Below are 21,718 nucleotides of genomic sequence, written 5' to 3'. Positions count from 1 at the left end.
ATGATAGTATGGATTTTTATATGGTCATGAAGATTGCGGGAATCGGTCTCCTAGTGGGAGTTCTTGTCATGGTCCTTGAGCAGGCTAATCGCAAAGACATTGCCCAACTCACAGTTTTAGCTGGCGTCGTTGTTGTCCTGTATATCGTCGTTCAGGCCGTGGCCGACCTGTTTAACCTTGTACGCAGTGTATTTCAGATCTATTAGGGAGGTCTGAATGTGGAAATATGGCAGATTGTAGGAATTGCTTTAGTAGCCGCCGTTCTTGGGGTTGTACTTAAACAGGTGCGAAGAGAAATTGCCCTCCAACTGACACTATTAACTGGAGTCATCATCTTCACCCTGATTCTAGACAAAATAAAGATTATCATCGACTTGCTACAGAATCTAGCTGATCAGGCTAATATCAGCTCCTATTATTTAATAATTGTCCTGAAGATTGTCGGGGTCGCCTACCTTGCAGAATTTGGTGCCGATATTTGCCGGGATGCGGATGAAAAAGCTCTGGCGACAAAAATCGAGATTGCCGCCAAAGTGGCGGTCTTAGTTCTGGCGATTCCTATTATCGTAGCGATACTGGAGTCTATTATGCGACTCTTGCCGTGAGGTGAAAAAATGCAGCGAATTCAGCGGGTTATATTTATTTTTCTTCTCTTTTTTTTAATGGGCAGTGGGACAACTTCTCAGAGGGTTGAGGCCGCAGGGCAAGATAGTATAGAGATTAACTCCATTCAGATTAATCCCATTGAAGTAGGGGTCGATGGGAACCGTGATCAGGAGGAGACTGGCTCTCTACCAGACCTTACTCAACAAGTGGATTTGACTGAGGTCCGAGGATTCTTGGAACAAATTGATCGAGACGTTCAACAAGCATTGCCCAACTTTTCCTTATCGCACATGTTTGATGATTTACGCCAAGGAAAGATCAGCCTTAATCCCGTGGATATAGGCAACTCTTTATTGGTCTTGTTGGGAAAGGAAATCGTGGTAAGTGCGCCGCTCATTGCGAAGCTCTTGATCTTGGCCGTATTAACGGCAGTTCTCCAACAGCTTCAATCCGCCTTCAACGGTGGAGTGGGAAAGATGGCACAAGCCCTTGCCTTTTTGATGCTCATGGGAATAGCCCTTGCCACCTTTCAAATGGCCATGGACGTGGCATACACAGCCATCCAAAATATGACGGGATTCATGCAGACCCTTCTACCGGTGATGATGACCATGTTGGCGGCAATGGGTAACTTAACCACAGCAGCCTTATTTAAACCGATAGTTTTGGGGAGCTTAGCCTTCCTGGCAACCTTAATCAAAACTGTAGCTCTGCCCCTTTTCTTTATGGCAGCAGTCCTTAAACTCTTTAATCATATCTCCAGTGAATTCAAACTCAGCAAGTTAGCAGGGTTGTTAGAATTCGCCGGCAAATTGAGCTTGGGATTGTTCTTAACAGTATTTATTGGGGTGATGACGGTTCAAGGGGTCACCGGTGGGGTTGCCGACGGAGTTGTTCTCCGTACGGCCAAGTATTCAGCAGATTTAATTCCTGTAGTCGGTAAATTCTTTAAAGATGCTGTGGAATTAGTGGTTACTTCCGGGCTCTTGCTCAAGAATGCTCTAGGAATCGTAGCGATTATCGCTCTTGCCTTGATTTGTTTGGGTCCTGTGGTTAAATTAGTGGCCATGATTCTTGTGTTCAAGATATCATCTGCATTGATTGAGCCCCTTGGACAGACGGAATTAGCGGATACCCTCCAGGAAATGTCGAAGAGCCTAATTTTTATCTTCGCATCCGTAGCTTCAGTAGCAATCATGTTCTTTATGGCCATAGTTGTAGTGGTTGGTTCAGGCAATCTAACAATCATGCTTCGCTAAGGGAGGTGAGGTTATTGGAAAGTATACAAACTGTAGTCCGCAACTTAGCGATTATCCTGCTTTTGGCTAGCTTTTTGGAGATGCTACTTCCTTCTCAATCCATGAAAGGTTTCGTCAAATTAGTGATGGGCCTCTTTGTCATCTCCGCTATCCTTACCCCGATTACTACCCTTTTGGGGATGACGATGGAAACGGGAATTCCTGCCTGGACGGAAAACGCCGCCCAAGAAATGCCGGTCCTTGCCTCAGGTGAAGAGGGTGAGGTGATTGGAATGAATGCGGTACAAGAACAATACAAAGCCATTATCATCAATCAAATTATAGCCTTAAGAGTGGGGATGGAAGAAATTAAGGACATTCAGGTCAATGTAGAATTAACGGCCGGGACAGGGGGGTTGACTGACATACCTCGAATCGGCCAGGTCTTTATTCATATATTCCATGAAGAGCGGGGGGTCCAACCCATTGAAGAGGTTGTTATAGAAACGAATGAACCAAAGAGCGACCGAGAACCAATGCTCTCTGGTGTAGCTCAGGAGTTTCGAGCTAAAGTAGCTGCTTTCATGCAGATTCCCATCGAACAAATTCATGTCACAGAAGAATAACTTTTCCTAGACCCGAGGTTAATACAAAGGAGGAATGCATTATGAATCTCTTTAAAGATATTCAACCTAAAATCCTAATACCGGCCGTAATAGTGGTGGTCGCAGTATTCATGATCTTTTACGCTAAAGGTGGCAGTGAGCCGATCCAACCCATGAATCAGGCCTTGCAGACTGCTGATACCCCAGAAGTCACACGCATCACGACTCTTGAAAAAGAAATGGAGAAGAAGTTAGTGCAAAATCTTCAGCAGATGACAGGCGTCGGGAGTGTTCAGGTTTCTGTGACCCTTGCCTCCAGTCTACGGTCAGATTATGCCACCAATGGCAGCGTGACCAAGAAGACCACTAAAGAGTCAGATAAAAATGGCGGTACCAGAGAATCCACGGAGGTCATTGAAAACAATCAACTGGTTATGCCCAATGGAGCTGCTCAACCCGTTATTGTTATGGAGGAGCGGCCAAATGTAGCAGGTGTTCTGATTATTGCTCAAGGTGCTAGCGATCCCAAAATTCGTGAAAATATCCATAACGCAGTTCGAACCTTATTGGATATTCCTTCAGACAAAATCAATGTCCAACCGATGGGAGGGGTATAAATGAGAATCGTTACGTTCAAACGATGGAGCAATTTTTCTAAAAGACAAAAGGCGGGATGGATTGGGGGAGGTCTCCTCGTGTGTCTGGTTTTGGGGATACTCTGGGGCATAGCGCGAGGTAATGAGCCTTCCAGCCTCCCTAGTCAAGAGAGTTTGCCTGTCAATGCTCAACCAGAAGCGCAATCTATTGGTTTTTCGGCAGAAATGCTCAAGGCGATGCCTCAAGGGGGAGATTATTTTGTCAATTATCGGCTGCAGCGGGAAGCCTCTCGCCAAGAAGCTAAGGATATGCTAGCCCCACTCCTCAATTCCAATGTCGAAAAGACAAAAGAAGAGGCCCAAGAAAAATGGTTACAGCTCACTCATAAAATTGAAAAGGAAGAACAGATTGAAAATCTCCTCAAAATCAGTGGAATTCAGGATGCAGTAGCCGATTTAGGGAATAATGAAGTAGCAGTCATCGTTTTTGCTTCCCAACTGAATTCTGAAGAAATCAAATTAATCCAAGATGTGGCTCTGAGGGTAACCGATATGCCAAGGGAAACCATCCGGATTTCTTATCGTTATTAAGATATCAAATTCTTCTCTACAGAATCATTCTTCGTAAACAGAACACAGGCTCCTCTCGATATTCATACATCTTCTCTTAAAAAATACTGTATACTTTTCTGTGATATTGTATACTTCACCCCGTATCGTTGAAAAAGAAGTTGCAGTTTCATATAATAAAACATAATCTGGAAGAGATAATGTATATAGAGAATAGAGAGGGGTTATGTTGGATGAAACCGGTTAGAATTACAGATACAACATTGCGCGATGCGCATCAAAGTCTTTGGGCAACCCGGATGAAAACAGAAGACCTAGTCCCTATTCTCGCTGAGTTGGATCAGGTGGGATATCATTCACTCGAGGTCTGGGGAGGGGCGACTTTTGATGTAGGCCTACGCTTTCTTGGGGAAGACCCCTGGGAGAGATTGCGTACGATTAAGAAGCATGTAAAAAATACCCCTCTGCAAATGTTGCTTAGAGGGCAATCATTAGTCGGTTATCAACATTATCCGGATGATGTGGTTCGCGAATTTGTTCAGCTCAGTGTCAAGAATGGAATCGATATCATTCGTATATTCGACGCGCTCAACGATGTGCGCAATATGATTGTCCCCATGGAAGCCGCTAAAAAAGCCGGAGCCCATGTTCAAGCTTCTGTAGTGTATACAATCAGTCCGGTGCATACCCTAGAGCATTATTTAGACACAGCCAGAGCTCTTGTGGACTTGGGAGCGGATTCTATTTGCATCAAAGATATGGCTGGACTGCTCACTCCTATACGAGCTTATAAATTGGTGAGTTTAATCAAAGAAGAGTTAGGGGTTATGGTCCAACTCCATACCCATTATATTGGCGGGATGGGAACTATTGCCTATGTTAAGGCGGCCGAAGCAGGGGTTGATGTTATTGATACAGCCAGTGTTCCCTTAGCTTTCGGTGCCAGTCAACCTCCGGTGGAGCTTGTCGTTCGAGCGTTACAGGAATTTGAATTTGCTCCACAATTGGACATTCCACAGCTGTTTAGGATTGCTAATTATTTTGAGGATTTGCGCAAGAGTCGTGGTTTTGAACGGGGGATTACACGTATCTCGGATATGCGTGTATTTGAACACCAAGTACCTGGAGGGATGATTTCTAATCTTGTCTCACAATTAGAAGAACAGAAAGCCCTTAATCGTATTAATGAAGTGCTTGACGAGATACCCCGTGTTAGGGCAGAATTGGGTTATCCACCTTTGGTAACACCAACCAGCCAAATTGTCGGGACACAGGCTGTTTTAAATGTGTTAAGCGGGACAAGATATAAATTAATACCTGCAGAAGTTAAGGCTTATGTGGGCGGGCTCTATGGAAAACCTCCCGCTCCGATTGATCCTGATATTCAAAAAAAGATTATCGGCGATGGTGAAGTTATCACCGTCCGTCCTGCAGACAAATTAGCACCTGGTCTTGAAAAAGCAGAGCAGGAAAGTAAGGATCTTGCCCGTTCTCGAGAAGATGTCCTGAGTTATGCTTTGTTTCCGCAGGTGGCAAAAAAGTTCTTTGTAGAAAGAGAGAAAGGAATAACGGTTTCTGATAAGAATCCGGTCATCCTTACTCCGAAGGAGGATTCCAAATTGGATTTAAAAGAAATAAAAGAGCTCATAAAGCTCATTGGAGACACAGATATCACTGAGCTGAACCTAGAAAGCGAAGGAGTCAAGGTTTCTATCAAAAAGGGAAGCGCTCCCGTGTCAGTAGGTGCTCTTCCGGTCATGGCTACCGTTGCGGAAGTGAGCGCTCAACCTGCGCCAGCCTTACCCGGAACCTCAACTGCGAAAGACTTTCAAGGGGCTCCAGAGATAATGGCTGCTTCGGCTAAAAATGTTCAGTATATTAAGTCCCCGATGGTCGGAACCTTCTATCGCTCACCTTCGCCTGATGCCGGATCTTTTGTCGAGTTAGGACAGACCGTTAAGGCGGAAGAGACCGTATGTATTATCGAAGCCATGAAACTGATGAATGAGATCGAGGCAGAGATCAGTGGTAAAATTGTCGAAATCCTCGTAGAGAATGGTCAACCCGTAGAATTTGGGCAACCTTTGTTTGCCGTAGAAACATGAGGAGATAGGCATGTTTAAGAAGATATTAATTGCGAATCGGGGAGAAATTGCCTTGCGGATTATTCGCGCTTGCCGTGAGATGGACATTGAAACCGTGGCAGTTTTTTCAGAAGCGGATCGTGATGCTATGCATGTCCGTGAAGCGGACCAAGCCATATGTATCGGTCCCCATCCTTCAGCTAAAAGTTATTTAAATATCCCGAATATTATCAGCGCTGCTGAACTCACCGGTGTGGATGCTATTCATCCCGGATATGGCTTTTTATCTGAGAATGCTCGTTTTGCCGAAATCTGTGAGTCCTGCGGTATAACCTTTATTGGGCCATCTCCCAAAGCCATTGAGATGATGGGGGATAAAGCTACAGCTCGCAAGACCATGATAGAGGCAGGGGTGCCTGTGGTTCCCGGCTCTAAAGAGATCATCACCGATGTGGAAGCCGCCTCCATGATCGCCAAGGAGATTGGCTATCCGGTCATGATCAAAGCCTCTGCGGGAGGCGGGGGAAAGGGTATGCGTATTGCTCAGAATTCTAAGGAGTTAGGCAAGTCCATTCAAGCTGCCCAAAATGAAGCCCATGCCGCCTTTGGTAATTCGGAAATCTATCTGGAAAAATATGTGGAGGAGCCTCGGCATATTGAATTCCAAATCCTAGCGGACAAACACGGCAATGTCATCCATCTTGGGGAAAGGGATTGTTCCTTACAAAGACGGAATCAGAAATTACTGGAAGAGGCACCCTCCAGTGCCCTGACGCCTGAGCTACGGCAAGCCATGGGGGATGCAGCAATTAAAGCTGCAAGGGCTGCTGATTATTCCAGTGCCGGAACCATCGAATTCCTTTTGGATAAGCATGGAGATTACTATTTTATTGAAATGAATACGCGAATTCAAGTAGAGCATCCTGTGACTGAACTTGTGACTGGAATCGATCTCTTGAAAGCTCAGATTCGTGTCGCTGCCGGAGAGCCCTTAGGCATTCAGCAAGAGGATGTCGAAATTCGTGGCTGGGCTATGGAATGCCGCATCAATGCGGAAAACCCGGATAAGAACTTTATGCCCTCCCCGGGAACCATTGAGTTTTATCATCCACCGGGTGGACCTGGAGTACGGGTGGACAGTGCAGTATACCAAGGATACACCATCCCTCCCTATTATGACTCCATGGTGGGAAAACTCATTGTTTGGGGAGCGGACCGTGAAGAGGCTATCCAACGAATGAAGCGGGCCTTAGAAGAGTTTTATATCGAGGGAATTCACACCACCATTCCATTTCACCTTAGAGTGCTGGATAATGCCTTCTTCCGTAGGGGAGAAGTCTATACAAACTTTATCCAGCGACGGATCATGGGAGAATAGCGAATACATTCACCTTTGCCAGTAGGGTATTCTTTTGTTATACTATTAAATAGTATAATGACCTTGCATACTTTCCTCCTGCACAAGTGCAACCAACGGCCTCGTAATTTGGAATATGACTTAGAGGCCTAATGAAGCCGGGTTTTCTATTTTAATGGCAAAAGATACATATGGATTTAATATGTGGATATGAGGTGAAACTATGGAAAAGTCAGATATAGAAAATACACTGGGTACGATTAAGATTGCAGATGAAGTCGTGGAAATTATCGCTGGCTTAGCTGCTTCTCAAGTGGAGGGTGTAGCTGGCATGAGCGGTGGCTTAGTCGGAGATATCGCTCAGATGCTCGTTCGCGGCAAAAACCTCTCGAAGGGGGTTAAGGTTGAAGTCGGTGAGCAAGAAGCGGCAGTGAATCTCTACCTCGTTGTGGAATATGGTGTATCAATACCTGAGGTGTCTTCGAAGGTTCAAGAAGCTGTAAAAGAGGCTATTGAAAGCATGACGGGACTTCAAGTAATTGAAACTAATGTTCATATTCAAGGAGTTAACTTTCGTCCGGCTCCTGAGATTAAAGATGAAGAACTTCCGCGTTTAAAATAAGCTTTTTGTTACCCCCCCTGGACGACTAGGGGGGGTAAATAAATGTAAGGAGGTGGACAGGTTGTTAGGGTATAGTGTTGGCGCTCTTTTGATGGTCATCGGCGTCTATATTCTTGCTCTTAGTACTGGGTGGGGTCTTCCTTATGAGATTTTTATGGATGGAATGGAATGGTTGAGATCTAATACTTGGGAAGGTTTAATCATTGCTATCTTCATTATTATTTTGGGAATATTACCTTTCCTAAAGCCGCGGAGGAAGATGCCGGATCATACCTTCCGGACCGTATCACAACTGGGTGAAGTCCGTATAACAGTGGATGCGCTCGGAGATATTATTGTGCGCAGCGCCCAAAGCAAGAATGGGGTCCGTCTCGTCAAACCTTTAATCAAGCAGAGAGAAGACGGCTTGGAAGTTTTCTTGGATTGTCAGTTTAATCCTGAGGCAGCCATTCCAGAAGTTTCTGAACAATTACAAGCCCAAGTGAAAGAAGATATTGAGCGCTATACAGGGATCAAAGTTGCCGAGGTGAAAGTGCTGGTGCGTCGCATGGATTCTGATCCATCCAATCGCCTAGCACGAGTCCGATGAAGATTTTCTGGACGGAGTTGGTGAATAAGATATCACGTTTTTTTCTTTGGGCTCTAGAAGAGCATCCTGGGAAACTTTCGGGAATCCTTGCCGGCTTCGGGATAGGACTGCTAGTCGTTGTTTTGGGTTTTTGGAAAGCACTGGTATTGGCGTTATTTGTTCTGGTTGGCCTTATCTTAGGGAAACGACATGATGATCATAAAGATCTCTTTGGCTGGCTGGACCGTTTTTTTCATTAAATGAGTGATCGGGTGCTAAAGGATGAATAAATTGGCTTAAGTATGGATTAGAAAGCAGCTAGGAGGAACCTATGAGCCGTAGATTAGCACGGGAAACCGCGCTGCAAGTCTTGTTTCAGCTGGATATGACAAAAGAAATCTTGGAGCTGAAACCTGTGATTTGCAAATGGGCAGAAGAATTTGCAGTTCCGGAAGGAAGTATTCCATTTGCTCAAGAGCTGGTGGAAGGAACATTAACCCACCAAGAAGCTATAGACGAATTACTGGAGAAATATTCTGAAGGTTGGCCCGTATCTCGGATGGCCAATGTGGATCGCAACCTTTTGCGTCTTGCTTGCTATGAAATTCTCCATCGGGAGGATATTCCCGGACGGGTGACCCTGAATGAAGCGATTGAAATTGCCAAACGCTATGGCAGTGATGAATCGGGGAAATTTATCAATGGCATTTTGGACAAGGTTGTAGAAAGCGTCAATAAAAGGGATGAAAAAGAGAATGGCACTCTACCTGGGAATTGACACAAGTGCTTATACCACTTCCTTAGCGATAGTGGATGATCAGGCTGTACTGGTCTATGAGAATAGAAAAGTCTTAGATGTACCGCAAGGTGAAAGAGGGCTCGCTCAGTCAGTAGCCCTTTTTCAGCATGTCCAGAACTTACCTCAACTGGTGGCTGCTGTACCTCAAGAGTATTGGGGGGAGATTGCCGCAATCGGGGTAAGTACCGCACCGCGCCCTCTCAAAGAATCCTATATGCCGGTCTTTACTCCAGGGTTTGGAGTAGCCACGGCCATGGCCGCAGCTCGCTGTATTCCTCTGGTTCTGACGAGTCATCAGGAGGGACATTTGGCAGCCGGTCTCATTTCTAGCGAGTTGAGCGGCACCCGCTTTCTAGCGGTTCATATATCCGGAGGAACCACAGAACTATTAGAGGTCCAACGCCAGCTGCCGGGCCAAATGGATATCCGAATTTTAGGAGGAACAACGGACTTGCATGCCGGCCAATTCATAGATCGAGTGGGAGTGCGCTTAGGATTGCCTTTTCCTGCGGGTAAAAGCCTAGAAGCGCTGGCTCGGCAAGCTAATCCTGAAGCAGCAACTTGGCTTCCTTCAGCTGTCAAAGAATTTGAAGTTAGCTTCTCAGGGGTAGAGTCAGCGGCCCAACGTTTAATTGATCAGGGAAAGGAACCGGCAGACGTAGCTCGAGCGGTCGAAGGGTGTATTGTCAGAACCTTGACCAAATTGTTAAAGGCGGGAACGGAAGAAACCAGCATAAAGGAAATTCTTATTGTCGGTGGTGTCGCTTCCAACCAGTATATCCGTCAGGAATTAGAAAGAAGACTCGCAAATGTCGGTCACTTTCACTGGGCTTTACCGAATTGGAGTCGTGATAACGCCATCGGGGTCGCTGTACTCACTTTAGAAAAAATTAAAGGAAATTTCCTGAAGGCAGGAAATATTCCTAATCATATCGAATAATTAGAAAGTTATGTTCTTTTTTATTTTAAAAGAAATTAATGGGCAAGATTTAGGAGGTATGCACGTGTATCGGGTAGTGAAAAAGAAGCAGCTTGTTTCGGCACCCTGCATCGTCTTGTTGGAGGTCGAAGCTCCTGCAGTCGCTGCAAAAGTCGAACCAGGTCAATTTGTTATGGTGCGAATGGACGAACAATCCGAACGCATTCCGCTTACGGTAGCGGACTTTGATCGCGAAAAAGGTACGATTACTATTGTGATTCAAGATGTTGGTTATTCTTCAGCAATGATCAATTCCATGGAAGAAGGAAGCTTTTTCCTTGATTTTGTTGGTCCATTAGGAGTTCCTACGGAGATTGAGAATTATGGAACCGTAGTGTGTATCGGTGGAGGACTGGGTGTTGCCCCAGTTTATCCTATCGCGCGCGCCTTAAAAGAAGCTGGGAATAGACTGATTTCGGTCATAGGCGCAAGAAGTGAAGATATTCTTATCCTTGAGGATGAGATGAGAGCTATTAGTGACGAACTGGTGATAGCAACGGATGATGGCACCAAAGGAGTCAAAGGTTTTGTAACCAACGGCTTGGAGCAAATTCTTGCTCAAGGAACAAAAATTGACGCAATCTGGGCGGTTGGACCGGTCGTTATGATGCGCTCTGTAGCGAACTTTACTCGTCCTTTGGGTATCAAAACCATCGTCAGCATGAACCCGATTATGGTCGATGGCACAGGAATGTGCGGAGCATGCCGTTTAAGTGTAGGCAATGAGACTAAGTTTGCTTGTGTGGATGGTCCTGAGTTTGATGGTCATTTAGTGGATTTTGATTTGGCCATGAAACGTCTGAGTTTTTATAAAGATGAAGAAGAGCGTGCTAAAGTTTCCAAAGACTGTGATTGCGGAAAGGGGGGGCAACACTAATGGCTTTAAAAGTACCCCGCCATGAAATGCCTTGTCAAGATCCACAAGAGCGTGCGCATAATTTCAATGAAGTTGCTTTAGGATATGCCTCGGAAACTGCAATTGAAGAGGCTCAACGTTGTTTACAATGTAAAAACCCCAAGTGTGTACAGGGTTGCCCTGTTAATATTTCCATACCTGAGTTCATCCAAAAAATCACCGAAGAAGACTACATGGCAGCTGCTGAAATCATTAAGAAGAGTAGCAGTTTACCCGCAGTATGTGGCCGGGTCTGCCCCCAAGAATCCCAATGTGAAGCCAAATGTATCTTAGGAATCAAAGGTGAACCAGTAGCCATCGGCCGTTTAGAGCGTTTCGTCGCTGACTATGAAATCAGCCAAGGCTGTAAGGTTCCTGAGATTCCGGCTCCTACGGGTAAGAAAGTTGCCGTGATCGGTGCTGGTCCTGCCGGACTGGCTTGTGCGGGAGATTTAGCGAAGGCTGGCCATAAAGTAACCGTCTTTGAGGCGCTTCATGTTGCCGGTGGGGTTCTTATGTACGGTATTCCTGAATTCCGTCTTCCTAAAGATGTTGTTCAGATGGAGATCTGTAATTTAGAACCTTTGGGTGTTGAGATTCTTGTGAACCAAGTCGTTGGCAAAGTGACCTCTGTTCATGAGCTTCTGAGTCAAGGTTATGATGCAGTATTCATTGGTACAGGTGCAGGGCTTCCTAACTTTTTAGGTATCCCCGGCGAGAACTTAAACGGTGTTTACTCGGCCAATGAATTCTTGACGCGAACCAATCTTATGAAGGGCTATCGTTTCCCCGAATATAAGACCCCGGTTAAGATTGGTAAGAAAGTCGCTGTATTTGGCGCCGGTAACGTAGCCATGGATGCTGCTCGTACTGCCCTTCGCTTAGGGGCAGAGGAAGTCAGCATCGTCTATCGTCGTTCACGGGCGGAAATGCCTGCTCGACATGAAGAACTGGAGCATGCCGAAGAAGAAGGTGTCAAGTTCCAACTTTTGACTAACCCCGTATCGATCCAAGGAGATGAACGTGGTGCTGTCAAATCCCTTACTTGTCTCCGATATGAGCTGGGAGAACCGGATGCATCCGGTCGTCGTTCTCCGGTTGCTATTCCTGGTTCTGAATTCGAAATCCCTGTGGATACCGTTGTTGTAGCGATTGGTCAGGGACCGAATCCTTTAGTAACAAAATCCACTGAAGGGTTAAACCTCAATAAGTGGGGCAATATAGTGGTTAATGAAGAGACCTTAGAGACTTCTATCCCAGGGGTATTCGCCGGCGGAGATATTGTCACCGGTGCTGCTACTGTTATCCTGGCGATGGGAGCCGGTAAGAAAGCAGCTGCTGGAATCAACGAGTACCTTAAAAATAAGAATTAAATCCTAGGATTTCCTTTGTGTTTCAGCAAGCCTTGTGAGTCAACACTCCTTGGCTTGCTTTTCTTATAATGTTAGACTTCTATGTAGTTTAATCTGCACCATTATTTCCAGGAGGAAAAATTGCTCCCAAAGAAAGGGAATTACAGTCTCTATGGAGAACTATATAGGACAAACTAAGCCATCTTCGGAAGTTTCAGAAGTGTGAATGAGAGGAGTGTGTTTTCTTGGCTCAATTATTAGACGGAAAAGAGATTTCCAAAGTCTTAAAAGAAGAGATCAGGGAAGAAGTAAAAGGGTGGAAGGAACAAGGGATCCATCCCAAGCTGGCGGTGGTGCTTGTAGGGGATGACCCTGCATCAGTTGTGTATGCTAAGTCTAAACAGAAAGTAAGCGAAGGCTTAGGTATCGATTTTGAACTCTTCGTTCTGCCTGCTGACAGTGTTGAGGAAGATATTTTGAACCTAATCGATTCCCTCAATATCAATCCCGCAGTACATGGCATTATGATCGAGCTGCCTTTACCAAAACACATCTCAAAAGAGCGTGTTATGGCAGCAGTGCGTCCCGATAAAGATGTGGACGGAGTCCATCCCATCAATCGGGGCTATATACTCAGTGGTGAAGAGGGCCTCTTCCCCGCAACGCCCCAAAGCTGCATTGAAATTATGCTTCGTTCTGGAGTCGAAATTGCCGGTAAGCATGTGGTTATCCTCGGTCGAGGTGAAACGGTTGGCAAGCCTTTAGTTTTTCTCATTCTTAAGCATAACGCCACAGTTACAATCTGCCACTCGAAAACGCCGGACTTGGGGGCGTTTACCCGCCAGGCGGATATCATTATTGCTGCTGTAGGTAAAGCGAAGCTCCTGAAAAAAGATATGGTAAAAGCGGGTGCTGTGGTTGTTGACGCCGGAATCAATGAGATTCCCGGTGGAATCTGCGGTGATGTGGATTTTGAAGAGGTTAAGGAGGTCGCTTCTCTGATATCACCGGTTCCGGGAGGAGTTGGATCCTTAACTACTGCTTTAGTTATGAGAAATGTTTTGAAGGGAATCGCTCTCCAACATAAGGAGGTAAAATGATGGCTGACAACACTGTATGGCAGTGGACCACTGCGGAATTTTTGGCCCAATCCGCCAGCGCTGCTCCAACCCCTGGGGGAGGAAGCGTATCTGCATATGTAGGAGCGTTAGCTGCGTCTATGGTATGTATGGTCGCAAATTTGACGATTGGTAAAGAAAAATATAAGGATGTTGAGCCACAAGCTCAAGCAATTTTGGATAAAGGCCAAAAGGCGTTGGCTGACTTGAAAACCGGCTTAACCCAAGATATTGAGGAATTCTCAAATTTCATGGCAGTATTAAAGTTTCCCAAAGATACAGGAGAGCAAAAACTAGTCCGTTCGACTAAAATGCAAGAAGTATTGGTCTCAGCGACGGATACTCCATTAGGAATTGCCCAAAACTGTTATGCTGTCCTTGAATTAGCTCAAGAGCTTGCCCCCATCGGCAATAAAGGGGCGATTAGTGATGTGGGTGTAGCTGCTTATTTAGCCGAAAGTGCCCTTAAAGCTGCTATGTTTAGTGTGGATATCAATTTGCCTCAGGTTAAAGATAATAACTACCAAGACAAAGTTAAAGCTGAGCGTGAACGTCTCTTCGCTCAAGCAGAACAGCTCAAAAATGATATAGTGGCAGTCGTACAGAGCAGATTATAAGATTTATTCAGGATAATAACGATATACCGTAAAAATCCGCATCGCTTGGCTGAGTGCGGGTTTTTTGTTGACAACTGATTTTTCGTTTCGCGTAGTTTAACAAGGATGAATTTCAACTTTTCTTAGGTAGTAGAATTGACACCTCTGAACTGAAGGAGTATAGTTCTTATGTAATCACTTAAAAAATGACGGGATGGTGAGTAAACTGGACGCAGGAGGGCCTAGTCGACCGAAATTGAATATTTTATTCGAAAATAGGGGTGTGTCCGGTTTTGAAGGAGGATTATTGATTCAGCCGGCCACCTAAAGGGGGGAACCGGATGCTCAAAATTTGTAAAAATGATGCTGGTAATTATCAAGAGCTTACTTTAGATGCTTTGGTTAAAGGATCCTGGATTCAGATGGTGAATCCAACCCCAGGGGAACTTAATGCGGTGGCAGAGGCCACTGAAGTGCCACTGGATTTTCTCAAAGCGGCACTGGACGAAGAAGAGCGTTCACGGATAGAGTTGGAAGACCATTGTATCTTGATTATTACAAACATACCCTTGATGATCAATGAAACGAACTACGATACATTGCCACTGGGTATGATTATTACTGAAGATCACATTATTACGGTATCCTTAGAGGATAATCCGGTGTTTAATGAGTTTAATGCTGATAGCTACCGAAGCTTTAACACAGGGAAGCGAACACGTTTTTTATTTCAGATTCTCTATAAATCTGCTTCATATTACCTCAAGTACTTGCGTCAAATTAATAAGCGCACCGATCAAATTGAGCTTGACCTGCGCACATCCATGAAGAACCAAGAGATTTTTCAATTGATGGACTTGCAAAAAGGCTTGACCTTCTTTACGGTCTCACTTCGTTCTAACGGGGTGGTCATGGATCGCTTATTGCGGTTACGTTCCAATAGTCAATGCCAACATTTGATCAAAATGTATGAAGAAGATGAAGATTTGTTAGAAGATGTTATCATCGAGAATAATCAGGCCATCCAAATGGTTGAGATGTACACCAATATTTTGGGAAGCTTGACCGATGCCTTTGCTTCGATTATCTCCAACAATTTGAATATGGTGATGAAGTTTTTAGCTTCGATGACCATTATTTTGGCTGTACCGACGATGTTAGCCAGCTTTTGGGGAATGAATGTTGTGGTGCCTTTCCGCGATAATCCTTTTGGATTTAGCTTCGTACTCGGTATAGCATTTGCTATTGCTGGTGTTAGTGCCTTTATCTTGTGGAAAAAGAAAATGTTCTAGTAGGGAGGGAAACCTCCCTTTTTTAAATTTAAGCACAATGCATAAGTATTGGGGGATGCCCCTTGCTATCGACATGTGTAAGCGGTAGAAGTGAGAATTAAAGCCTGTCCGAGAATGGACAACGTTGTCCATTCTCGGACAGGCCTTTTGTTGTAGAGTAGACTTGGATAACTTTAAACAAGTTTAACTTGGTATAGATTCTCGAAGCTTCACTACGAAAAAGGTAAAAACCGGGTGTTTGTTATGTTATCATAGAAAAATATACAAAATTCTTGAAAATACTTAAGCTACTTTGTATTATGGGTAAGAGGTGAATAATGTGCCGAAGATCTGGACGGTTGCTGAATTAACTCGAGAAATAGGTCAGACCCTCACTGAAAACCCGGATTTTGTGAACTGTTGGGTCAGTGGGGAGATTTCTAATTATAAAAACCATCGTCCCTCGGGACATTGGTACTTTACCGTAAAGGATGAATACTCCAGTATTAAAGGAGTTATGTTTCGTAGTCGCGCTGAAAGAGTACGCTTTGTCCCACAAGATGGGATGAAGGTACTTGTGCGGGGTAGCATTCGTATCTATGAGCGAGATGGCAACATTCAACTTTATGCCGATGAGATGCAGCCCAGCGGTGTGGGCGCACTTTATTTGGCTTTTGAGCAGCTTAAGGAACGTTTAGCCCAAGAAGGGCTTTTTGACACAGAGCGCAAAAAGCCCATTCCTAGATTTCCCCGCCGCATTGGAATTGTCACAAGCCCGACAGGGGCTGCTCTTAAAGATATTCTTAAGGTTATGGAACGACGTAACCCGCAAATCTCTTGGATCCTTGCCCCTGCCGCGGTTCAGGGAGAACTCGCCCCTCGAGAAGTGGCTCAAGCTATTGCCCGGCTCAATCGTCAGGCTCAAGTGGATGTGATTATCGTGGGCCGTGGAGGTGGTTCGCTGGAAGAGCTTTGGGCTTTCAATACGGTCGAAGTTGCTCGAGCTATTGCTGCTTCAGGTATTCCGGTAATCTCGGCTGTAGGACACGAGACGGATGTCACCATTGCGGATATGGTTGCCGATCTGCGTGCGCCGACCCCTTCTGCTGCTGCGGAATTGGCTGTTCCGCTGTGGATGGAATTGAAAGCCAATTTAGCGCAAATGGAATCCCGGTTGCGTAGTAGTATGGCCTTGCAAATCCATCAAAAGAGGCAAAGAGTGGACAGTTTAAAAAGTATTGGACCACTTTCTAACCCTTTCTGGAGAGTGGATCAAAACCGTCAACGCCTCGATGCTCTAAGCGAGCGCCTAGAACAGGGGATGACTAGATTTGTTTCTGACAAAAATGGTATACTAAGACTATTGGCTGCAAAGCTTGATTTATTGAGTCCATTAGCCATTCTCGGGAGAGGCTACTCCCTAACCTATGGCCCTAAAGGAAACGTTCTTCGCCATTCTGATGAAATCAATGTGGGGCAGCAGGTTCAAGTACGGCTTCAACAAGGTGCTTTAACATGCGCTGTACTGTCGAAGAGCTCTGATCCCAAATAAGTATAGAAATTTAAAGGGGAATATAACATGGAAGTTGAGAGTAAGGAGTTAACTTTTGAAGAGGGAATCGAACACCTAGAGCGTATAGTTCGAGAACTAGAACAAAAAGAAGTCCCTTTGGAACAGGCTTTAAATCTCTTTAAACAGGGAATTGAACTTGTGCAAAATTCCAATAACCTGCTTGATCACGCAGAAAAACAAATGCAGATTCTCTTAGAGGATCCCAACGGTGAGTTGGAGATTCGACCAGCAGATTTTCCTGTGGAAGGATGATTCGTCGATGTTTCAAAAGGATTTAGAGGCACATGTCCGACAAGTCGATTCATATTTAGCACAACTCTTTAGTGGAAATGGGATTCTTATCGAAAGCATGAATTATTCTCTTGCTGCAGGAGGCAAACGGATCCGACCGGTTTTAGCTCTAGCCGCTGCCAAAGCAGTGGGGGGAGACGAGGAATCCATTCTTCCTGCGGCCTGCGCACTGGAATTGATACATACCTATTCTTTAATCCATGATGATCTTCCGGCCATGGATAATGATGATTATCGCCGTGGTCGCTTGTCTAACCATAAAGCTTTTGGGGTCGGGCAAGCCATTCTTGCCGGGGATGCTCTTTTGACCTATGCCTTCGAGCTTCTTGCTCAATCCATTACCGGGGTGACGCCGGAACGCCAGCTTCGGGTCATCAGGGAGGTCGCTCAGGCCGCGGGACCGGAAGGTATGGTGGGTGGACAGGTGTTGGATTTGGCGGCTGAAGAGAAAGATTTAGCGTTGGCTGAGCTTGAACGGGTACATCGCTTAAAGACGGGAGCCATGCTCGTGGTTTCTGCTCGCTTAGGAGCAATCCTTGCCGGGGGAACTGAAGAGAAAATTGAGGCATTAACTAATTATGCACAAGCTATCGGCCTTGCCTTCCAGATTAGAGACGATATCCTAGACTTAGAAGGTGATAGTAAAAGTCTTGGGAAACCGGCACAAAGCGATATTCGCCAACATAAAGCTACCTATCCATCGCTAATGGGCATAGAGGGTGCAAAAGCCGAGTTTATGAACAAGACAGATGAAGCTCATGCTGCGTTAGAAACCTTAGGGGAACGATCGGGCTTCTTGCATGATTTAGCAGATTATATTGCTCAACGGAAGTATTGAGGTGAAGCATGAGCATTATTTCCGGAATTCTTGATAACGCTATACTACTATCGGCAATGATGGCTTGGCTTATTGCCCAAGTTTTAAAAGTTATCATTAACTTTTCTATTCATAGAACCTTTGATGTGGGTTTTTTATTCAGCTCGGGTGGATTCCCTAGTTCACACTCGGCCACTGTCAGTGCTTTGTCGATTGGAGTGGGAAAATACTATGGATGGAACTCTCCAATTTTTGCTGTTGCAGTGATTTTTGGTATGATTGTCATGTATGATGCTGCTGGGGTACGGCGAGCTGCGGGTAAGCAAGCTGAAGTGATTAATCAGTTAGTTCAAGAACTCTATCAACAGATGTCCCACCTATCTCAAGAACGCCTGAAGGAACTGATTGGGCATACCCCCTTTGAAGTGTTTGCCGGGGCAATTGTTGGCATCATTGTGGGTATCTTGATGTAATAGAATGATTTGGAGGGTAACTGTTGGGATATAAGCGCAAAAGTTGGAAGCATATCCTATTTGTCTTCCTTCTGAGTTTTACATTAGCGGTCGTTGCTGGCTTAGGAACCGAAATATTAATGAGGAAGACCAATATATTTATCGCTCTCATTCTTTTATTGGTTATCATTATTATCAATATTGGGTTTGATGTGATTGGGATTGCTGCCACCGCAGCTACCGAGAAGCCGCATCATGCTAAAGCAGCTAACCGGGTTCCAGGCGCTCGGCAGACGGTCTTTTTAGTTCGCCACGCGGATACAGTAGCGAATTTTGCTAATGATATTGTTGGCGATGTTACAGGTGCATTGAGTGGAGGCATGTCAGCCTCCATCGTCTTAGAAATGTTGCAAACATACCCTGGATTAGGATCTCATGAGATTTGGATTGATACCTTAATGATTGCCTTGGTGGCTTCGGTCACAGTAACCGGAAAGGCCGTAGGCAAAACTTTTGCTATCCAAAAAGCCGATGAAATCATGGGACGAGTAGGATTTGTCATAGCACGTTTAGAAGAGCTGACGGGTTGGACGTTTACAGATAAACGACGGAAGGGGGGGAAGCAAAGTGGGGATCCTCGAAAAGATTGATCAGCCCAAGGATTTAAAAGGGTTGACGTATCCCGAACTTAAACAGCTTGCCCAAGAGATTCGAGAGGAAATGATTGATGTGGTCTCCACCAATGGAGGTCATTTGGCTCCAAATTTAGGGGTTGTCGAGCTTAGCCTTGCTTTGCATAGGGTCTTTGATAGTCCAAAAGATAAGATTATCTGGGATGTGGGGCATCAAAGTTATATCCATAAATTAGTCACAGGGAGACAGAAGGAATTTAAGAGTCTTAGACTTTATCATGGTTTATCAGGTTTTCCCAAACGCTCTGAAAGCCCACATGATTGTTTTGAGACCGGTCACTCTAGTACCTCGATTTCGGCGGCAGTAGGTTTCGCTAAGGCAAGAGATCTACGCCAAGAAAAGCATCAGGTCATCGCCGTGATTGGGGATGGGGCTATGACCGGCGGTATGGCTTTTGAGGCTCTAAACCATGTCGGACAAACGAAGACTAAGATGATTGTGCTCCTTAATGATAATGAGATGGCGATTGCTCAGAATGTGGGGGCCATGTCCTCTTATCTAAATCGCCTGCGTACCGATCCTCGCTATGATAGGAGCAAAGAAGAAATAGAAAATCTGCTCAAACGTATTCCAGGGATCGGTTCAAAGATGGCCAAAGCAGCTGAAAAGGCCAAGGATAGTTTGAAATATCTTTTGGTACCGGGATTATTATTTGAAGAACTAGGTTTTACCTATCTCGGCCCCATCAACGGTCATGACCAAATAGCGTTGGAACAGGTTTTTGAGCAAGCAAAACACGTGAAGGAACCTGTACTTATTCATGTTTTGACCCAAAAAGGGAAAGGCTATGAACCCGCCGAGAGAAACCCTTCTCTTTTTCATGGGGTAGGGCCTTTTAATAAATTAACGGGTGAAATCCCTAAAAAACCTGCTCCTCCGACCTATACCCAGATTTTTGGCCAGACCCTCTGCGATATTGCGGAAAAAGATCCACGGGTCGTGGCCATCACGGCGGCTATGCCAAGCGGCACAGGACTCAATCTTTTTGCCCAGAAGTTTCCGGAACGGTTCTTTGATGTCGGAATCGCCGAGCAGCATGCGGTGACCTTTTCTTCCGCTTTGGCTTTTGGTGGCATGAAACCAGTGATTTCTATCTATTCTACTTTTTATCAGCGGGCCTATGACCAAGTTCTTCATGATGTTTGTTTACCTAATTCCAACGTGGTGATGGCTATTGACCGAGCAGGATTGGTCGGTGATGATGGACCAACCCATCACGGTGTCTTTGATATTTCATTTCTGCGAGTGATACCGAACTTAATTTTTATGGCGCCGAAGGATGAAAATGAACTACGCCATATGCTTTACACTGCACTTAAATATGAGGGACCGGTGGCTCTGCGCTATCCACGTTCTGTGGGTCAAGGGGTAGATTTATCCGAGGAACTCAAGGAACTTCCTCTAGGGAAGGCCGAGGTTCTTCACGAAGGTAAAGATATTACCTTGATTGGTATTGGCCCCATGGTCAATACTTGCATGGCTGCTGCCGCGGAGCTGCATCATCGCGGGGTGGAAGCCACAGTCATTAATTTGCGCTTTTTGAATCCTTTAGATAAAGAGACCATCCTCCGCTATGCTCGCCTGACCAAACGTATCATAACCATAGAGGACCATATGCTTGCCGGCGGGATGGGAAGTGCCGTTATTGAGGTGTTAGCTGATGAAGGTTTAGCAGATGTGGTCGTCGAGCGCTTAGGTTATGATGAATTTGTGGATCAGGGAGCTATCTCTTTGCTTCATCAAGGATACGGGTTGTCTGTTGCTGGCATACTAAAAGCTGCTGAGCGTTTAAAGGTTTTGCAAAGGATTGAGGGAAGAAGCAGTGTCTAAAGGAAAAGAACGACTGGATGTGTTGTTGGTTAAGCAGGGTTTATCCTCCAGCAGGGAGAAGGCCAAAGCCATCATCATGGCCGGGTTGGTCTTCAGCCAAGGACAGCGGTTGGATAAGCCTGGTATGGAATTACCGGAAGCTACTGTTTTAGAAATCAAAGGAGATCCTTTACCCTATGTTTCCCGGGGAGGATTAAAGTTGGAAAAGGCCCTTAAAACCTTTCCCGTTTCCCTAGAGGGGGCCATTGTTGCCGACATTGGTGCCTCGACAGGGGGATTTACGGATTGTGCTTTACAAAATGGAGCAGCACGCGTCTATTCTATCGATGTGGGTTATGGACAACTGGACTGGAAACTGCGCACAGACCCACGAGTTGTCTCCATGGAAAGAGTCAATGCCCGGTATCTCGATGGAGAATCCTTGCCTGAATCGGTAGATTATGTTGTCTCTGACGTTGCCTTCATCTCTGTCACAAAGATCTTTCCGGCTATGCTGGAGATCCTCAAGGAGGAGGGACAGGTCATCACATTAATAAAACCACAATTTGAGGCGGGTCGGGAACACATCGGTAAAAAGGGGGTTGTCAAAGATCCCCAGATTCACCAGTGGGTTATTAACCATGTCCTCGAAGAGTCGGAAAAATGTGGTTTTGTGGTCAAAGGCTTGGACTTCTCGCCCATCCGTGGTCCAGAAGGTAATATTGAATATTTAGCCTGGCTTCAGCGTAAACAGGATAACGGCATACCTTGGCGTGAACTCGTTCCCGAGATTGTTGAACATGCTCAAAAAAGATCGGAGTGAATTG

Annotated in this window: 25 protein-coding genes; all 25 read left to right on the top strand. The window is 45.4% G+C overall.

Annotated elements, in window-relative coordinates; all coding sequences use genetic code 11:
- Positions 1-8 precede the first annotated feature (8 nt).
- The 25 genes from spoIIIAC to DESDI_RS11645 all read left to right on the top strand — a co-directional run bounded on the left by spoIIIAC (position 9) and on the right by DESDI_RS11645 (position 21,714).
- Positions 9-206, top strand: coding sequence for a stage III sporulation protein AC (spoIIIAC, locus tag DESDI_RS11765; protein ID WP_014794732.1), 198 nt, complete (start codon positions 9-11; stop codon positions 204-206).
- A 12-nt stretch (positions 207-218) separates the two neighbouring features.
- Positions 219-605: a stage III sporulation protein AD gene (gene spoIIIAD, locus DESDI_RS11760; protein ID WP_015262834.1), complete on the top strand. Its 387-nt coding sequence runs from the start codon at positions 219-221 to the stop codon at positions 603-605.
- A gap of 18 nt (positions 606-623) precedes the next feature.
- Positions 624-1,865: a stage III sporulation protein AE gene (gene spoIIIAE / locus DESDI_RS11755; protein ID WP_083879897.1), complete on the top strand. Its 1,242-nt coding sequence runs from the start codon at positions 624-626 to the stop codon at positions 1,863-1,865.
- A 14-nt stretch (positions 1,866-1,879) separates the two neighbouring features.
- A complete protein-coding gene (locus tag DESDI_RS11750) occupies positions 1,880-2,470 on the top strand; it encodes a stage III sporulation protein AF (RefSeq protein WP_015262832.1) in 591 nt (196 codons plus the stop codon).
- Positions 2,471-2,511: 41 nt separating this feature from the next.
- Positions 2,512-3,066, top strand: coding sequence for a stage III sporulation protein AH (locus DESDI_RS11745; protein ID WP_015262831.1), 555 nt, complete (start codon positions 2,512-2,514; stop codon positions 3,064-3,066).
- Positions 3,067-3,636, top strand: a complete 570-nt coding sequence (locus tag DESDI_RS11740) for a SpoIIIAH-like family protein (protein ID WP_015262830.1) — start codon at positions 3,067-3,069, stop codon at positions 3,634-3,636. It begins immediately after the preceding gene.
- 212 nt (positions 3,637-3,848) lie between these two features.
- Positions 3,849-5,720, top strand: a complete 1,872-nt coding sequence (gene accB, locus DESDI_RS11735) for an acetyl-CoA carboxylase biotin carboxyl carrier protein (RefSeq protein WP_015262829.1) — start codon at positions 3,849-3,851, stop codon at positions 5,718-5,720.
- 10 nt (positions 5,721-5,730) lie between these two features.
- The gene (gene accC, locus DESDI_RS11730) at positions 5,731-7,077 is read left to right on the top strand and encodes an acetyl-CoA carboxylase biotin carboxylase subunit (protein ID WP_015262828.1); all 1,347 of its coding nucleotides are present in this window, start codon (positions 5,731-5,733) and stop codon (positions 7,075-7,077) included.
- Positions 7,078-7,279: 202 nt separating this feature from the next.
- Positions 7,280-7,678: an Asp23/Gls24 family envelope stress response protein gene (locus tag DESDI_RS11725; RefSeq protein WP_015262827.1), complete on the top strand. Its 399-nt coding sequence runs from the start codon at positions 7,280-7,282 to the stop codon at positions 7,676-7,678.
- 61 nt (positions 7,679-7,739) lie between these two features.
- Positions 7,740-8,267 (top strand): alkaline shock response membrane anchor protein AmaP, encoded by a 528-nt coding sequence (amaP, locus tag DESDI_RS11720; protein WP_015262826.1) that lies wholly within the window; start codon positions 7,740-7,742, stop codon positions 8,265-8,267.
- Between the two features lie 20 nt (positions 8,268-8,287).
- Complete coding sequence (locus DESDI_RS11715; protein WP_242825394.1) at positions 8,288-8,506, top strand: DUF2273 domain-containing protein; 219 nt, start codon at positions 8,288-8,290, stop codon at positions 8,504-8,506.
- A gap of 71 nt (positions 8,507-8,577) precedes the next feature.
- Positions 8,578-9,024: a transcription antitermination factor NusB gene (gene nusB, locus DESDI_RS11710; protein WP_015262824.1), complete on the top strand. Its 447-nt coding sequence runs from the start codon at positions 8,578-8,580 to the stop codon at positions 9,022-9,024.
- Positions 8,990-9,985, top strand: a complete 996-nt coding sequence (locus DESDI_RS11705) for a Kae1-like domain-containing protein (protein WP_172635902.1) — start codon at positions 8,990-8,992, stop codon at positions 9,983-9,985. Before nusB ends, DESDI_RS11705 begins: the two co-directional genes overlap by 35 nt.
- 64 nt (positions 9,986-10,049) lie before the next feature.
- A complete protein-coding gene (locus tag DESDI_RS11700) occupies positions 10,050-10,901 on the top strand; it encodes a sulfide/dihydroorotate dehydrogenase-like FAD/NAD-binding protein (RefSeq protein WP_015262822.1) in 852 nt (283 codons plus the stop codon).
- On the top strand, positions 10,901-12,292 hold the full coding sequence (gene gltA, locus DESDI_RS11695) for an NADPH-dependent glutamate synthase (RefSeq protein ID WP_015262821.1): 1,392 nt from the start codon (positions 10,901-10,903) through the stop codon (positions 12,290-12,292). Before DESDI_RS11700 ends, gltA begins: the two co-directional genes overlap by 1 nt.
- A gap of 224 nt (positions 12,293-12,516) precedes the next feature.
- Positions 12,517-13,371, top strand: coding sequence for a bifunctional 5,10-methylenetetrahydrofolate dehydrogenase/5,10-methenyltetrahydrofolate cyclohydrolase (locus DESDI_RS11690; protein ID WP_015262820.1), 855 nt, complete (start codon positions 12,517-12,519; stop codon positions 13,369-13,371).
- Positions 13,371-14,006 (top strand): cyclodeaminase/cyclohydrolase family protein, encoded by a 636-nt coding sequence (locus DESDI_RS11685; RefSeq protein WP_015262819.1) that lies wholly within the window; start codon positions 13,371-13,373, stop codon positions 14,004-14,006. The genes DESDI_RS11690 and DESDI_RS11685 overlap by 1 nt, the downstream gene beginning before the upstream one ends.
- 320 nt (positions 14,007-14,326) lie before the next feature.
- Positions 14,327-15,277, top strand: a complete 951-nt coding sequence (locus DESDI_RS11680) for a magnesium transporter CorA family protein (RefSeq protein WP_015262818.1) — start codon at positions 14,327-14,329, stop codon at positions 15,275-15,277.
- A 319-nt stretch (positions 15,278-15,596) separates the two neighbouring features.
- Positions 15,597-16,808 carry an exodeoxyribonuclease VII large subunit gene (xseA, locus tag DESDI_RS11675; protein ID WP_015262817.1) on the top strand — a complete coding sequence of 404 codons (1,212 nt, stop codon included), beginning with the start codon at positions 15,597-15,599 and terminating at the stop codon, positions 16,806-16,808.
- A gap of 27 nt (positions 16,809-16,835) precedes the next feature.
- Entirely contained in the window at positions 16,836-17,081 is a 246-nt protein-coding gene (gene xseB, locus DESDI_RS11670; protein ID WP_015262816.1) for an exodeoxyribonuclease VII small subunit, read from the top strand.
- A gap of 7 nt (positions 17,082-17,088) precedes the next feature.
- A complete protein-coding gene (locus tag DESDI_RS11665) occupies positions 17,089-17,958 on the top strand; it encodes a polyprenyl synthetase family protein (RefSeq protein ID WP_015262815.1) in 870 nt (289 codons plus the stop codon).
- A gap of 8 nt (positions 17,959-17,966) precedes the next feature.
- The gene (locus DESDI_RS11660) at positions 17,967-18,410 is read left to right on the top strand and encodes a divergent PAP2 family protein (protein ID WP_015262814.1); all 444 of its coding nucleotides are present in this window, start codon (positions 17,967-17,969) and stop codon (positions 18,408-18,410) included.
- Between the two features lie 23 nt (positions 18,411-18,433).
- On the top strand, positions 18,434-19,039 hold the full coding sequence (locus tag DESDI_RS11655; RefSeq protein WP_015262813.1) for a hypothetical protein: 606 nt from the start codon (positions 18,434-18,436) through the stop codon (positions 19,037-19,039).
- On the top strand, positions 19,017-20,912 hold the full coding sequence (dxs, locus tag DESDI_RS11650) for a 1-deoxy-D-xylulose-5-phosphate synthase (protein WP_015262812.1): 1,896 nt from the start codon (positions 19,017-19,019) through the stop codon (positions 20,910-20,912). The genes DESDI_RS11655 and dxs overlap by 23 nt, the downstream gene beginning before the upstream one ends.
- Positions 20,905-21,714, top strand: coding sequence for a TlyA family RNA methyltransferase (locus DESDI_RS11645; RefSeq protein WP_015262811.1), 810 nt, complete (start codon positions 20,905-20,907; stop codon positions 21,712-21,714). Before dxs ends, DESDI_RS11645 begins: the two co-directional genes overlap by 8 nt.
- Positions 21,715-21,718 lie beyond the last annotated feature (4 nt).

Source organism: Desulfitobacterium dichloroeliminans LMG P-21439, from assembly GCF_000243135.2.
In the GTDB taxonomy this organism is placed as follows: Bacteria; Bacillota; Desulfitobacteriia; order Desulfitobacteriales; family Desulfitobacteriaceae; genus Desulfitobacterium; species Desulfitobacterium dichloroeliminans.
The sequence above is the reverse complement of the archived record's forward strand: the minus strand, read 5'-3'. Positions and strand labels throughout refer to the sequence as shown.